The sequence below is a fragment of the Lentzea albidocapillata genome (genome assembly GCF_000719115.1).
Taxonomy (GTDB): Bacteria; Actinomycetota; Actinomycetes; order Mycobacteriales; family Pseudonocardiaceae; genus Lentzea; species Lentzea albidocapillata.
Map to the genome: position 1 here is coordinate 51,430 of NZ_JOEA01000016.1, position 11,932 is coordinate 63,361.

The following is an 11,932-nucleotide window of genomic DNA, read 5'->3' on the forward strand; positions in this document are numbered from 1 at the left end:
AGTCACACCCCGTCTACTGCGTTGTTCCTGCCGAGCAGTTCGTCGACGGCGCCGGCCTCTACGGCCTTGGCGATCTCACCGGGCGTCATGCCGCGCAGGTCGTTATCGCTGAGCTGTGTGTCCGGGCTGAACGACCGCGGTACGTGGGCGCCCAGCAGCTCGGCCAGCTCGCCGGCCGCGTGCGCGCGGGCGACCTCCTGGGGTGACGCTGCCTTGGCCCACGCCTCGTCTCGCTGGGGTGCCTGCTGGGTGGTCACGCCTGCCCCCTCAGGAACTCGTGCAGGTCGTGGTAGCCGAAGGGGCCGATGAGGTCCGGCATGAAACTGCCGAACGACCCGCCGCCGGCTTGCAAGCCGAACTCGGTGCCGATCCGTTTGACGGCCGCGGCAACGAGCGGACCGGCGTCGATCTTTCGCAGGCTGCGGTTTCCCACCATGACGTGGCCCTGATTCTTGGACCATCCAAGGTGGGCGTGCTCCTTGGCCGGCGTCTGCTCGGTGCTCGGCACGCCGAGCTGCGTCATCTGCTCGCGGTACCGCTGGACGTCGGCGTTGCGGTCGGCGCAGGCCTGCGCGAACGCGGTCACCGCGGTCTCGATGTTGGCGAGTAGCTGGTCGAACGCATCGGGGTCGGTTTCGTGGGCGCGGAGTTCGGCAGCCAGCGCGGCGAGGTTCTGCTGACGCTCGTCCTCGCGTGCCTTGGCCGCTTTGCGCTGGGCGGCCTCGACGCGAAGCCCGGCGAACCGGCCGAGCTTCTCGGCACTGTCCAGCTCGTCGGGGGAGATGTCTTCGCCGTTGCGGACCCGCTCGGCGAGCGTCGTGGCGAGCGTTTCGGCCTCGGCGGCTTCCTGCTCGGCCTGCCGCACGAAGGTGGCGGGATCGGTGTCGGTCATGCGGTGGTTCCTCCGCGGTAGGTGTCGAGGCTCGTCGGGTCGATGAGCCAGCCGGCCTTTGTGCGCCGGGCGGTGATCCGGCCGTGCTCGGCGAGGCGCCTCACGTACCTCGCCGAGCACTCCAACCGTTCGGCCGCTTCAGCGACGGTCAGTAAGTCCACTGTGGCTGATCGGATTGGCGGGGTTCCGGATGCGGAACTGCGTTCGGGGACAACGGGTTCCGCTGTCGCGGAGGTTCGCGCGGAGGCGTGGTGTAGCTCTTCGAGGAACCGCAACGCCGCGGCCGAGGGCAGGGCACCGCCGCCAGTGCGGACGCGCGCGTTGAGGCCGAGCACGAGCGTGCGGAGGATGTCCTCCTCGAGGCCGAGCGGTACGACAACAGGTTGTGCCACTCGGCGCGGCCCGGCGTGGTCAGCGGCTACTTGCCGGTGTTGCTCGCTACGGTCACCGGCCATGCAGACCGCCGTGTCGATCGTTGCCATTGTCCTGTCCGCGTTGTCGCTCGGATGGCAGTTCGCCATGTTCGCGATGAGCGGAGGTCGTGCCAAGGCACAACTGCTCGCCGGAGCGATGAACGCCCGCGGCGACATCATGACGGCGTCGATGCGCAACTGGACGGAGGTGTGGAGCGACCGTGCGGCCGAGCAGGGCTACATACATCGAGTGTTTGCCGTACGTGTGCGGAACACTGGCCGCATGGCGATCACTGTCGAACGCTGGACGTTCACTGTCCTGAAGGTGGCTCGCAGGGCTGACCAGATCGGCATGATCTCGTTGTTCGACGCTATTTCGGCGACGCGGAAGCGGTCGGTCATGAGTTTGGCGCCCTTGGGGGCGGCGTTGTCCGGGCCGGAGCTTCCACATCGGATGGAGGCGGGAGATAAGCAGGTCATGTGGGCCTTCGACGCGGACGAGGTACTCCGCTTCGCCGCAGTTGCCCGCGATGCGTTCAACATGCCGGCTGCACTGCCGATCATCGCCACCGTCGAACTCGGTAACGGCCGTGTGTACCGCTCCGATCGAGGTTGGGTCCGTCCGTAGGCGCTGCTCTGGCGCGGCTCCCTGAATCGGGGAAGCGGCGCGGCTACGGTCAGCGGCCATGCACAAAGCCGCCGATGCCGTGAACGGCCTCCAGATCGCGACCTTCGTCGTGGCCGTGGTCGCCATCGTCATGTCCGCATTGACCTTGACTTGGCAGGTCGCGAACTACCTGCTCACCGGAGGCCGGCCGAAGGTTGAGCTGCGCGTAGGCGCCATCCACGAGAGCGGCCAACTCGTGCACGGGCCGGTCAGGAACCTCAGCGCTGAATGGGCGCAGAGGCATGCCCGGCAGGGCTTCACTCGCCCCGTACTCGTCGTGCAGGTCCGGAACGTCGGACGGTTGCCCGTGACGATCGCCGAGTGGAGTGTCACAGCAGAACCCGCAGGCGCGGCGTTCCAGCCGATCGGCGAGTCCATTGGACCTGACTTGCCGTACAAGTTGGAACCGGGCGCGTCCGAAACATGGGCTTTGGAGCTCCACACAGTCGAGACGCTGGTGTCTGTAACCGCGGAGACCTTCGAGGTAGCGAAGGGCAAGACCACGGTCCGTGGAAAGGTCGGCCTGGGTGACGGACGCACGTACGAGACGCCGGAGTCGATCAAGATGTAGCGGCTGACCACCTTGCCGACCGGTCGGCAAGGTGGTCACCGTTCCTCCTCGATCTCGATCATTTCCGCTGGTTGAGTGAGCCAGCGCTGGCCGACCGCATCGCGGAAGATTGCGATCTCGCGGTGCGTTCGGGGTGCGCGGAGGTGGGTGTGGATCTCGTGCTCGCGGACGAAGCGGCGCAGCTCGGCACGACGCGCGCGGACGTCGCCGACGGGCCGCTCGTCGTGGCCTTGGTCGGTCACAGACCCCACCCGGCCCGGATCTCGTGCTTGCCGAGGCGAAGGATCACCGCGGGCCCGGCCTGGGCGCGAAGTCGACGCGCTTCCTCGAGGAGCCGCGCGGCTTCGTCGAGCGCGGCAGGGTCGTCGAGGAGCTGCATGCCGCGGCGGTACGCGGCGTCCGCCTGGCGGTGAAGCTCGATCGGGCGGGCGATCTCGTCCGGAAGTGGCCGTGCGCCGGTCAGGATCGCGTCGTGGCCTCGTTTCCGGCGCTGCCGAAGGGTGCCGGGGGTGTCGGGCCGCAGGGAGGCGCCAGCGGCCTTACAGAGCCGGTTTCCGAGCGGCCTCGGCCGTTCCGGGTTGAACACGGCGGCGATCGCACGGAGCAGGCCTTCCCGCGGCCGGATCTTCCCGCTCTCCACTCGCTGGATCGTCGAGCGGGCGCAGCCGACCGCACGCGCCAGGCCGCGCGTCGAGTAGCCGGCCTTCACGCGCTCGGCGCGCAGCAGGACGCCGAGCAAGGCGGCCAGGCGGTCGCGCTCGTCGACGGGCACGTGGCCGGCCGACCAGTCGCGACCACCTGGTGGGAGCGCAACGCGCCCGTGCGCGCGCGAGGGGCCCCCGTCCGCCGCGCGTCGGACTGCGGTCATGTGGTGGCCTCGGTGGTCTGTTGTGGGCGAGCGATGAGGGCGGCGCGGACGGCCTTGATGCCTGCCTGGTGGTCGCCTGCGGGCCGAGCCGCGGGGATACCGAGGTCTGCGCGGCGTCGGTGTGGGGCGAGGTGTGGGCGGCAGGTGAGGCAGGGGCGGGGGTGGTCGGCGTTGCGGTCGAGCCACCCCTGATCGCAGGCGTGCGGAAGGCGGTGGACGGTCTGCTGTGGACGGTCGGCGGTCACCGCTTGGTTCTCGTTGTCGTCGGTCTCGCCGTAGCGGTCATGAGGCATTGCTGGTCACCTCCTCGGTTCGGTATGCGCGGTAGATGGCTCGGTTGAGGGCTTCGCGGTGTCTTGGGCTGGTGGTGACGCCTTGGCCGAGTCCGAGGGCTTTCCGTGCGGCTCGTCGGGTGTTGCTGAAGCGCACGTCGTCCTGAGCCTTGAGGGCGTCGACGCGGTGCCGGATCTCGTCGGCGTTGAGTTCGGTCTCGTCTGCTGTGAGATCGATGGAGGGCAGTTCGTCGTTCGAGCTCGCGCGCGTGTGGTGGGTTGTGGTGCCAACTGCTGGGTTGGTCCGCGTTGTGGGGTGGTCAAGCTGGGTTGGTGGGGGCTCACTGGCGACCCCTGATGCCGGTCGTGTGTGAGCCCTGATCGGCGGTTCAGGGGCTGCTGCTGACTCCTGATCGGTTTCAGGGTTCACAGGTGAGCCCTGATCCTTCGGGCGTCTACGAGCAGCCTCGGCGGCTTGTCGCTGCTCGTTGATCTCCTGTGTGGCGTTGTTGATCTCGCTCGGTGTGAGCCACTTCAGGCGGTCGAAGATGTCGTCCGCGAGGATCAGCCGGTACTCGTCAGCCTCGTGCTTGCGCCGATTCCCGCGCTTGGCGAGTTGGAGGAGGCCAGCGCGCAGGAGTTCCTGCCGTGCACGGCGAACGGTGGCGTACGACAGATCGGTGAGCACGCAGAGCCGCGCGATGGTCGGCCGCACGCGGGTGCCGTCGGGATCGGCGAAGGTCCGCATCGTGAAGGCCACCAGCTTCGTGGACGAGCTGAAGCGGGCGGCGAGCACGATCCGTTCCCAGGAGAACAGGAAGCCGGCCTTCTCGTCCTCGTTCACGCGGCCCACCTCCGCCCGTACCGCCGCTCGGCGACGAGCACGGCGAAGTACCGGCTGGGGTACTCGTCGGGCCCGTGCGAGGGGCACACGCCGATCCAGCAGCAGCCGCGGACCGCGCACCGTTGCCGCGCGCGAGGAGCTACTCTCGGGGCGTCGGTGTGTGCCGTATTTCGAGCGTTGGGGCGGTCGGGCTGCCGGGCCTGGCCGCTCCGCTCGTTGAACCGGGTCATCTCCCTCTTTCTGAGCCCCCGCGTGAACTCGCGGGGGCCTCGGCGTCAGCGCGGCTGGGAGTGGCCACGTGGCGATTTACGTTGTGCAGCAGGGATGTCAGGGCGTTTCCGGGTCCGCCAGATGGCCGACCTTCCGCGCGAGGTCCTCGACGTCCGCCTCGCGGCCGGCCTCGACCGTGAGGCCGAGCAGCTCGTCGAGGGCGGCGTCGGTCATGTCGCACAGCCGCTCGACGGTTTCGACGAGCTGTTCCACCTGAGCGCTCTTCTCCGGGTTGGCCTTGGTCCACCGGCGGCACTGCACGTCACGGCCGCGCTCAAGCAACCAGGCGAGCGTCCGGTCGAGCAGCTTCGGCGGCGCGTCGGGGAGTTCGGCGAACTTCAGCGGGCTGTCCTCACGGTCGGTACGGTGAGCGGCGGCGGATTCGGACATGGGGCTCTCCGGTTTCGTGTGCAATTCGCTGGGAGTCGCCCGGTGGCTGCCGGGCGACTCCGCCTTGTCGTTGATGTGCGGGACGCGGTCAGGCGGGTTGGGCATCGCTACCTGCCCTGCCTCGTCGGGGGCGCCGCGGGCGCAGCTGGGTGACCGAGGGATCCATTGCGGCCCGCTGTGAGCGCCTGGCGGTGCTGGTCGGCTGGTGCTCTGGGCGCTGCTCGTGCGACGCGACGATCTCGTCCAGGTGGGCGCTAGTGAAGCGATAGGCGCCACCGACCTTCACGAACGGCACGCGACGCTGACGGGCCTGCTCCTTCACCCACCACTCCGAGACGCCGAGCGCTTCGGCGATCTCCTCGGCGGTGTGCAGACGGGGGAGCGCGGACATCAGGCAGCGCTCCCGCCAACGGGCACAGAAGCCTGCTCGTCGATGTAGCGCTCGATGTCCTCCCAGCGCCAACGCAGGTGCTTGCCGACCTTGGTCGCGAGCGCGCCGACGCCGACGTTGCGGTGCCGCTGGTCGCGCAATGTGGCCTTGCTGACCTGGAGGTAGGCGGCCACTTCGTCGATGGTTCCCAGCGGTCTGCGTTCGGTCGTAACGACCGAGTCATTGTCACTTGGACTCATGTTCGGTAGCTCATCATTGCTAACGGTTGCTGTCAAGTCGCTACGACCGGTACCTTGTCGATATGACCGAGGAATCACGGAAAGTGCTGAGTGATGTGGTTGCCGAGCGGGTCAAGGAGGTGCGCGCGCGTCGGAGCTGGTCCGCCCAACAACTTGCCGATCGGTGCGCTGAGCTCGGCGCCACCCAGATGACGCCGAGCGTGATCGCCAACATCGAGGCCGGACGGCGTGGCAAGGACGGCCGGCGGCGGCGCGAGATCACGGTCGACGAGCTTTTCGTGCTTGCTGAAGCGCTCGGCACTTCGCCGACTGATCTCCTCGTGATGCCGTCCGTCGACGCAACGCACCCGGTGACACCGAATCGCCAGGCCCCAATGCAGCTGGTGCGCGCATGGCTGGACATGCACATGGTGCCGCTCGACGAGGTGATCGAGTACTGGGAACGAATGCAGGGCTCTGACGAGCTCGCCGAGGACCTCCGGCGCCGCTGGTACGCCGAGCAGGACGCTTACCAGCGGCGCGTGGACGGCGTCCGGCTGCTGCGTGAGTCGAGAGCAGAGGGGTAGGCCCTCATGGGTTACGCGGAGAAGCGCACTGGCAAGGACGGGGTCTACTACCGCGCCCGATACAAGATCGCGACCGGCAAGTACGGCACGGTCCAGGACGCGACCGGCGCGACGATCAAGTACCGCACGAAGCGTGACGCCGAGCAGGCCGCGGACGACGAGGAAGCCAAGGTCCGCGGAGGCACCTGGCGGGACCCGGCCACGGGGAAGGTCCCGTTCGAGGACTACGCGTCACGCTGGTACGCGGCACAGGACCTCGCTCTGTCGACAATGGAGACCTACAAGTCGAACCTTGAGGTGCACCTGATCCCGTTCTTCGGGGAGATGGAGATCGGCGCGATCTCCGCGTTCGACATCGCCGAGTGGGAGAAGGAAGAGCGCGCCGCCGGGTGGGCGCCGAGCAGCGTCAAGGGCTGGCGCAGCAACCTGCACCTGATCCTTGCGGACGCGGTTGACGACGGCCTGCGCGACACGAACCCAGCGACCCGGCGCCGCGGACGAGGGAAGCGCGCCGGCCGAGCCAAGGAGCGAGGCCCAGAGAAGGTCATCACCGATCCGCTGGGCACGCTGCTCATCGCCGAGCGGGCAGCGCTGCTGTCGGGCCGTGACGACGAGTTCGTGGCCATCGTGACGAAGTACTACACCGGGATGCGCTGGGGTGAGATCGTCGGCTTGGAGACCGAGTACCGGCGCCTTCGGTCGATCCGGGTTGAGTGGCAGCTGTACGAGCTCGACAGCAGCGAGCTTCATCGTTGCCCACCGAAGGACGACTCGTACCGCGACATCGACACGCCGGCCTTTCTGTCGCGGCTGCTCTCCGACCACATCGCGCGTACGGGGCCGACGCCGTGCACCTGCCACGGTCGGACGTACGTGTTCAAGGGGCTGGGCGCTGCGAACGGTGCCGCGCGTCGACCTGGCGCGAAGCTCGTCGACGTCGCTCGACGAGCGGGCGTGTCGACGGGCACGGTCTCGAACGTGCTCAACCACCCGGACCGCGTCGCCGAGGAGACACTCCGGCAGGTCAGGAGCGCGATCGCCGAGCTCGGCTTCGTCCGTGGTGCAGCGGCAGGGGAGACGGCTCCGCACTGGCGCCGCAACGGCTTCGCGACGTGGCTGTTCCAGCCGGCGGCGACCGGCTGGTACCCGAAGAAGGCGCCGCACGATGCACATCCGGTCCCGGTGCTCGCCGAGCCGTGGCCTGGCGTACCGGCGCGCGGACGCAACGCCAGTGGGCGCGCTGACTCCTGCTGGATGCCGATCGCGAAAGGTCTGACACCGCATGGGATGCGGCACTCGCACAAGACGCTGATGCGTGGGCTCGGGACGCCACCGCCGTTGATGGACGACCGGCTGGGGCATCTCGACGGCTCAGTCCAGGCGCGCTACGACCACGTCACGCGAGAGATGCGGGACCGGTTGCTCGACGGCCTGACGGCCGCGTGGGAGGCCTCGCTGGACGCGCGGCTGGCGCTGTGCCCGCGGTCGCCTGTCGCCGTGCTGGACGAGCTGCTGCGCGCCCGTGCCCGCAAGGTCAGCGAACCTCACCGGGGTGTCCTGGGGATCGCGCGCTGATCGGGGAGAAAACTGGGAGATGATCAAGGAAAACGGACTCGGTCAGACCAACGCAGCCCAATGCAGTCCAACGGCTAGACCAGGCGTTATCGCTCTTCAGGCTGGTGGAGAACCTCGCCGGACCATATTTGGGAGCGGGGGGTCGCAGGTTCAAATCCTGTCGCCCCGACGGTTGACGAAAGCCCTCGACGAGCACCTCGTCGAGGGCTTTCGGCTTACCTCAGGTAGCGGCTCACCCAGGCCGCGAGCACCTCCGCCACGTACGCGGCGTCCGCGCGGCCGGTCAGCAGGTGGTCGGCGCCGTCGAGCGAGACGAACGACTTGGGGTGGCGCGCCGAGTCGAAGACGAGCCTGGCGTTGTCGATGCCCACCATGTCGTCCTGCGGGGAGTGCATGACGAGCAGCGCGCGGTCCAGGCCGGAGATGCACGCGGTCTGGTTCTGCTGGTTGATGTCGAGCAGGAAGCCGTTGCTGATCCGGAACGGGCGGCCGGCCAGTTGCACCTCGGCCACGCCCTGAGCCTCGATCTGCTCCTTGGACGAGCCGAGCAGGTGTTCGACGTGTGAGGTGTCGAAGGGCGCGCCGATCGTCACGACGGCCTTCACCTCCGGGATCTGGTGCGCGGCGGCCAGGACGGCGGCGCCTCCCAGTGAGTGTCCGATGAGGACGCTCGGAGCTCCGATGGTGTCGCGCAGGTGGCCTGCGGCGCAGACCAGGTCGTCGACGTTGGACGTGAACGTGGTGTTGGCGAAGTCGCCGTCGGACTGGCCGAGGCCGGTGAAGTCGAACCGCAGCACCGCCACCCCGCGCTCGGCCAGGCGGCGGGAGATCCGGCCGGCCGCCACCGAGTCCTTGCCGCAGGTGAAGCAGTGCGCGAACACGGCGGTGGCCACGACGTCTCCCGCGGGCAGTTCGAGGCGACCCGCCAGTGCCTGGCCGTCGATGCCCGCGAAGACCGCTTTCCGGTTGTCCATGACCTCTATGGTGCGTCACGTGCGCTACCAGTACCTCGATGCCCGGCTACGGCAGGCTTTCGACGACGCCGGGCTCGATCGCGGGCAGCGGGCGTTACTGCAGGGTGTGCTGCGTGCGCTCGACCCCGACGCGCACCTCGGTGAGCACGTCGCGGGGCTCAACAGCGCGTACCTCGCCGTCACTCGGGCTCAGACCGCGTTGGAGAGTCACGCGACCGAGGACCAGCCTCGGTGGAACCTGTTGCGGCGCATCATCGCCACCTCGCTCGCGTGCATGGACGCCGCCAAACCCGCCTACGCCCACGGCGGCGGACTGGAGCTCGCCAAGGCCCGCAGGATCCTGGTGAAGGTCGACGCGGCCATCGTCGCGGACGGTCAGAGGTTCGATCCTCAGGTGGCGGCCGACGCCGCGGCCAGGCTCGACCCCGGGAAGCTGCGCGGTGCGGTGCAGAAGTGGATCACTCCACTGTGGAACGGAATCGAGCTTCCGTTGCGCGCCAGGATGATCGCCGAGGTCGCGGTGGTCGTCGCGGTGCACGGCAGGGACGGCAGGCAGCTCAGGACGGACCTGCTGCGGTGGCTCAAGAAGCGCGGCGATCTCGCCGACGTGCTGTGGCCCCGCAAGCAGAAGCACGTCGTCGCGTTCGTGGTGAGGGGTGCGCGCGTGCTCAGGCACCTGGACGAGCTGTTGCCCCAGGCGCGGCAGGAACCGTTGCACCGCAACAGGTTACCGAAGGACGACTTCCTGAAGGAGGCCGTCAACGGGTCGTCGGTGCTGGTGCGGGTGCCGGTCGAGGCGGCGGACGTGCACACGGCCGCGCTGAGGGGCCGCCGGATCCTCAGTGAGGTGCTCGACCAGTACGCGGCGGGGGAGCGGCTCACCGAACTGAACATCGCGCCGGTCTGGCAGGTCAGCGAACCGGGCGGACGGGTCACGCGCGGCACCGAGCACCAGCGCACGGTCGGCAACGCCTACCCGCTCACCGCGTACTGGCCGGCGGAGCTGCGCAGCGCGATGCGGGTGGCGAACCTGGCGCGGCAGGTCGACGCGCCGATGGCCAGCGCCGGGCTCGCGTGGAGTGCGCTGGAGGCGACCGGGCTCGACCCGGGCAAGATCGCGTGGCTGGCCAAGGCGTGTGCGCTGCAGATGCTGCGGCAGCACCTCGTCAGCCTGCACGTCGTGGTCACCAACCACGACACGGACCTGCGTAAACCGCTCGACGCGCACGTGCCGACCACCGGCGTGAAACACCACCTGAAGTCGGTGGACGCCTGGCTGGAGGTGCTCATCCAGCACAACCGCCCGGACGCGCGGCTCGAAGCCGCCCAGAAGGCCATCACCGCGCTCGCCGAGAGCGAGGGTGGTCTCGTGCAGGACCTCACGGAACTCTGGCGCGCCAGGCTCGCCGACTCGAAGGTCCTGGCGGGCTGGCTGCGCGAACAGGAGGACACCGCCGCCGCGCTGCTGGAGTGGCTCTATGTCACCAGGAACCTGGCGTTCCACGCGGGACGGTTCGCCTCGCCCGCCGACACGCTGACCGCGCACGCCGGCCAGGCCGTCGCCGATCTCACACTCGAGTTCCTCGGGAACTGGCGGACCGTCGAAAGACGCGCCCAGAAGGAACGAGGCAGCCGGCAGGAGACCTCCGCCGTGGAGATCTACCGCCGGCTCGCGCAACGACAGGACCAGCTGGTGGCCCGGCTCAAGCGCGCCGGGTCCGTGCGCAGGCTCAGCGTCGAGGACATCTCCGGGCCTGACGAGAAGTGGTGGTCGCGCGGCCGGAACTGAGGCCGTTGGTTACGGCTTGGCCTTCCTCAGCCAGTCCTCGACCCGGTCCGGGTTCGCCTCGACCCACCGCTTCGCCGCCTCGTCGGGCGACATCTTGTACTTCGCGATGAACGACGCGACCGTGTCCTGCTCGTCGTTGCTCCACTGGAAGTTCTGCACGAGCCTGGCCGCGGGGCCGCCCTTGTCCATGAACTTCTTCGAAGCGATCTTGTCGAGCTCGTAGCGCGGGTAGTCGCACGCGACCTTCGCCGCGTCCGCGTCACAGCCCGCCGTGTACTCGGGCAGTTCGATCTTCACGAGCTCGATGTCGAGGTGCAGCCACTGCGGCTCGAAGAAGTAGCCGATGAGCGGCGTCTTCTTCTCCTGTGCCTGGCGGAACGCCTTGATCGACGCTTCCTCGCTGCCCGCGTAGACGACCTTGTAGTTGAGGTTCAGGTTCTTGACCAGGGCCTCGTCGTTCGTCACGAACGACGGGTCGCCGTCGAGCACCTGCCCCTTGCCCTCGGACTGGGCGGTCTTGAACTTGTCCGCGTACTTGTTGAGGTTCTGCCAGTTCGTGATGTCCGGGAATTCCTTCTTCATCCACGGCGGCACGTACCAGCCGATCACGCCCTTGTTGCCGGTCGGGCCCACCCGCAGGGCGGAGCGCTTCTCCTCGATGTACTTCTGTTTCAGGTCCTCGTGACCCCAGTTCTCCAGGATCACGTCGATCTCGCCGGAGTCGAGGCCCTGCCAGGCTGTCTGTTCGTCGACTTCCTTCTTCGTCACCTTGCAGCCGAGCCGCTTCTCGGCGAGGTACGCGATCACGGCCGCGTTCGCCACGTAGCCGACCCAGGGGTTGACCGCGATGGTGATGGAGTCGCAGGGTTCGGTGGGTGCTGCCGAACTGGAGCGCGGTGATGCGGTTGATCCACCGCCACAACCGGCAATTGTCAACACGAACGTCATTGCCAGAGCGATTCTGGGGGCTTGCACGAACAGCTCCTCGTCGGGGGGAAGAGCGATGCAGGAGACCGCTCAGTTCAGCTTTTCCCTAACGATCAGAGCTAGTCAAGTCATGGGATGATTGGTTGTCCACAAAGGATCTGATTTGTATCAGCCCTTGACCGTATCCGTGTGAAGGTCAATGCTGTCGCGCATCGAGAAACGGTGTGCGCAGTCCGCAACAGGTCGGAGTGGTTTGGCGTGGATCCCGTGATTTCGGTCAGGGA

Annotated in this window: 18 protein-coding genes; 5 read left to right on the forward strand and 13 right to left on the reverse strand. The window is 68.1% G+C overall.

Annotated features, from left to right (window positions below; genetic code table 11):
* Positions 1-2 precede the first annotated feature (2 nt).
* From IG04_RS0126150 to IG04_RS46685, 3 genes are read right to left on the reverse strand one after another with little or no spacing between them, the layout of a single operon-like run.
* On the reverse strand, positions 3-257 hold the full coding sequence (locus tag IG04_RS0126150) for a hypothetical protein (RefSeq protein WP_030479365.1): 255 nt from the start codon (positions 255-257) through the stop codon (positions 3-5).
* Positions 254-892 carry a hypothetical protein gene (locus IG04_RS0126155; protein WP_030479366.1) on the reverse strand — a complete coding sequence of 213 codons (639 nt, stop codon included), beginning with the start codon at positions 890-892 and terminating at the stop codon, positions 254-256. Before IG04_RS0126155 ends, IG04_RS0126150 begins: the two co-directional genes overlap by 4 nt.
* Positions 889-1,347 (reverse strand): helix-turn-helix domain-containing protein, encoded by a 459-nt coding sequence (locus tag IG04_RS46685; protein WP_144065731.1) that lies wholly within the window; start codon positions 1,345-1,347, stop codon positions 889-891. Before IG04_RS46685 ends, IG04_RS0126155 begins: the two co-directional genes overlap by 4 nt.
* Here IG04_RS46685 and IG04_RS0126165 point away from each other — a divergent pair.
* Together IG04_RS0126165 and IG04_RS0126170 are read left to right on the forward strand one after the other, a co-directional pair.
* A complete protein-coding gene (locus tag IG04_RS0126165; RefSeq protein WP_030479367.1) occupies positions 1,346-1,933 on the forward strand; it encodes a hypothetical protein in 588 nt (195 codons plus the stop codon). The two genes, IG04_RS46685 and IG04_RS0126165, sit on opposite strands and share 2 nt — an antisense overlap.
* A gap of 58 nt (positions 1,934-1,991) precedes the next feature.
* Positions 1,992-2,543 (forward strand): hypothetical protein, encoded by a 552-nt coding sequence (locus tag IG04_RS0126170; RefSeq protein ID WP_030479368.1) that lies wholly within the window; start codon positions 1,992-1,994, stop codon positions 2,541-2,543.
* 35 nt (positions 2,544-2,578) lie between these two features.
* Here IG04_RS0126170 and IG04_RS0126175 read toward each other — a convergent pair whose 3' ends face one another.
* The 8 genes from IG04_RS0126175 to IG04_RS0126210 form a co-directional block, all read right to left on the reverse strand.
* Complete coding sequence (locus IG04_RS0126175; RefSeq protein ID WP_030479369.1) at positions 2,579-2,785, reverse strand: hypothetical protein; 207 nt, start codon at positions 2,783-2,785, stop codon at positions 2,579-2,581.
* Complete coding sequence (locus IG04_RS0126180) at positions 2,782-3,411, reverse strand: helix-turn-helix transcriptional regulator (RefSeq protein WP_084402200.1); 630 nt, start codon at positions 3,409-3,411, stop codon at positions 2,782-2,784. The genes IG04_RS0126175 and IG04_RS0126180 overlap by 4 nt, the downstream gene beginning before the upstream one ends.
* Positions 3,408-3,704 carry a hypothetical protein gene (locus IG04_RS0126185; protein ID WP_030479371.1) on the reverse strand — a complete coding sequence of 99 codons (297 nt, stop codon included), beginning with the start codon at positions 3,702-3,704 and terminating at the stop codon, positions 3,408-3,410. The genes IG04_RS0126180 and IG04_RS0126185 overlap by 4 nt, the downstream gene beginning before the upstream one ends.
* Positions 3,694-4,479 carry a helix-turn-helix domain-containing protein gene (locus IG04_RS0126190; RefSeq protein ID WP_157513002.1) on the reverse strand — a complete coding sequence of 262 codons (786 nt, stop codon included), beginning with the start codon at positions 4,477-4,479 and terminating at the stop codon, positions 3,694-3,696. The genes IG04_RS0126185 and IG04_RS0126190 overlap by 11 nt, the downstream gene beginning before the upstream one ends.
* Positions 4,480-4,523: 44 nt before the next feature.
* Positions 4,524-4,757 (reverse strand): hypothetical protein, encoded by a 234-nt coding sequence (locus IG04_RS46690; protein ID WP_144065729.1) that lies wholly within the window; start codon positions 4,755-4,757, stop codon positions 4,524-4,526.
* A 97-nt stretch (positions 4,758-4,854) separates the two neighbouring features.
* Positions 4,855-5,292 carry a hypothetical protein gene (locus IG04_RS0126200; protein ID WP_030479373.1) on the reverse strand — a complete coding sequence of 146 codons (438 nt, stop codon included), beginning with the start codon at positions 5,290-5,292 and terminating at the stop codon, positions 4,855-4,857.
* Positions 5,276-5,578 carry a helix-turn-helix domain-containing protein gene (locus IG04_RS0126205; RefSeq protein WP_030479374.1) on the reverse strand — a complete coding sequence of 101 codons (303 nt, stop codon included), beginning with the start codon at positions 5,576-5,578 and terminating at the stop codon, positions 5,276-5,278. Before IG04_RS0126205 ends, IG04_RS0126200 begins: the two co-directional genes overlap by 17 nt.
* Positions 5,578-5,751 carry a helix-turn-helix domain-containing protein gene (locus tag IG04_RS0126210; RefSeq protein WP_159460528.1) on the reverse strand — a complete coding sequence of 58 codons (174 nt, stop codon included), beginning with the start codon at positions 5,749-5,751 and terminating at the stop codon, positions 5,578-5,580. Before IG04_RS0126210 ends, IG04_RS0126205 begins: the two co-directional genes overlap by 1 nt.
* 128 nt (positions 5,752-5,879) lie before the next feature.
* On the opposite strand from IG04_RS0126210, the gene IG04_RS0126215 reads away from it, so the two are divergent.
* Both IG04_RS0126215 and IG04_RS0126220 read left to right on the forward strand, forming a co-directional pair.
* Positions 5,880-6,383: a helix-turn-helix domain-containing protein gene (locus IG04_RS0126215; protein WP_144065728.1), complete on the forward strand. Its 504-nt coding sequence runs from the start codon at positions 5,880-5,882 to the stop codon at positions 6,381-6,383.
* A 6-nt stretch (positions 6,384-6,389) separates the two neighbouring features.
* Complete coding sequence (locus IG04_RS0126220; protein ID WP_030479377.1) at positions 6,390-7,958, forward strand: LacI family DNA-binding transcriptional regulator; 1,569 nt, start codon at positions 6,390-6,392, stop codon at positions 7,956-7,958.
* 215 nt (positions 7,959-8,173) lie between these two features.
* On the opposite strand, the gene IG04_RS0126225 is transcribed toward IG04_RS0126220, so the two are convergent.
* Positions 8,174-8,932: an alpha/beta hydrolase family protein gene (locus IG04_RS0126225; protein WP_051770712.1), complete on the reverse strand. Its 759-nt coding sequence runs from the start codon at positions 8,930-8,932 to the stop codon at positions 8,174-8,176.
* A 19-nt stretch (positions 8,933-8,951) separates the two neighbouring features.
* On the opposite strand from IG04_RS0126225, the gene IG04_RS0126230 reads away from it, so the two are divergent.
* Entirely contained in the window at positions 8,952-10,721 is a 1,770-nt protein-coding gene (locus tag IG04_RS0126230) for a hypothetical protein (RefSeq protein ID WP_144065727.1), read from the forward strand.
* Between the two features lie 9 nt (positions 10,722-10,730).
* Here IG04_RS0126230 and IG04_RS0126235 read toward each other — a convergent pair whose 3' ends face one another.
* Positions 10,731-11,669 carry an ABC transporter substrate-binding protein gene (locus tag IG04_RS0126235; protein ID WP_051770714.1) on the reverse strand — a complete coding sequence of 313 codons (939 nt, stop codon included), beginning with the start codon at positions 11,667-11,669 and terminating at the stop codon, positions 10,731-10,733.
* Between the last annotated feature and the right edge of the window lie 263 nt (positions 11,670-11,932).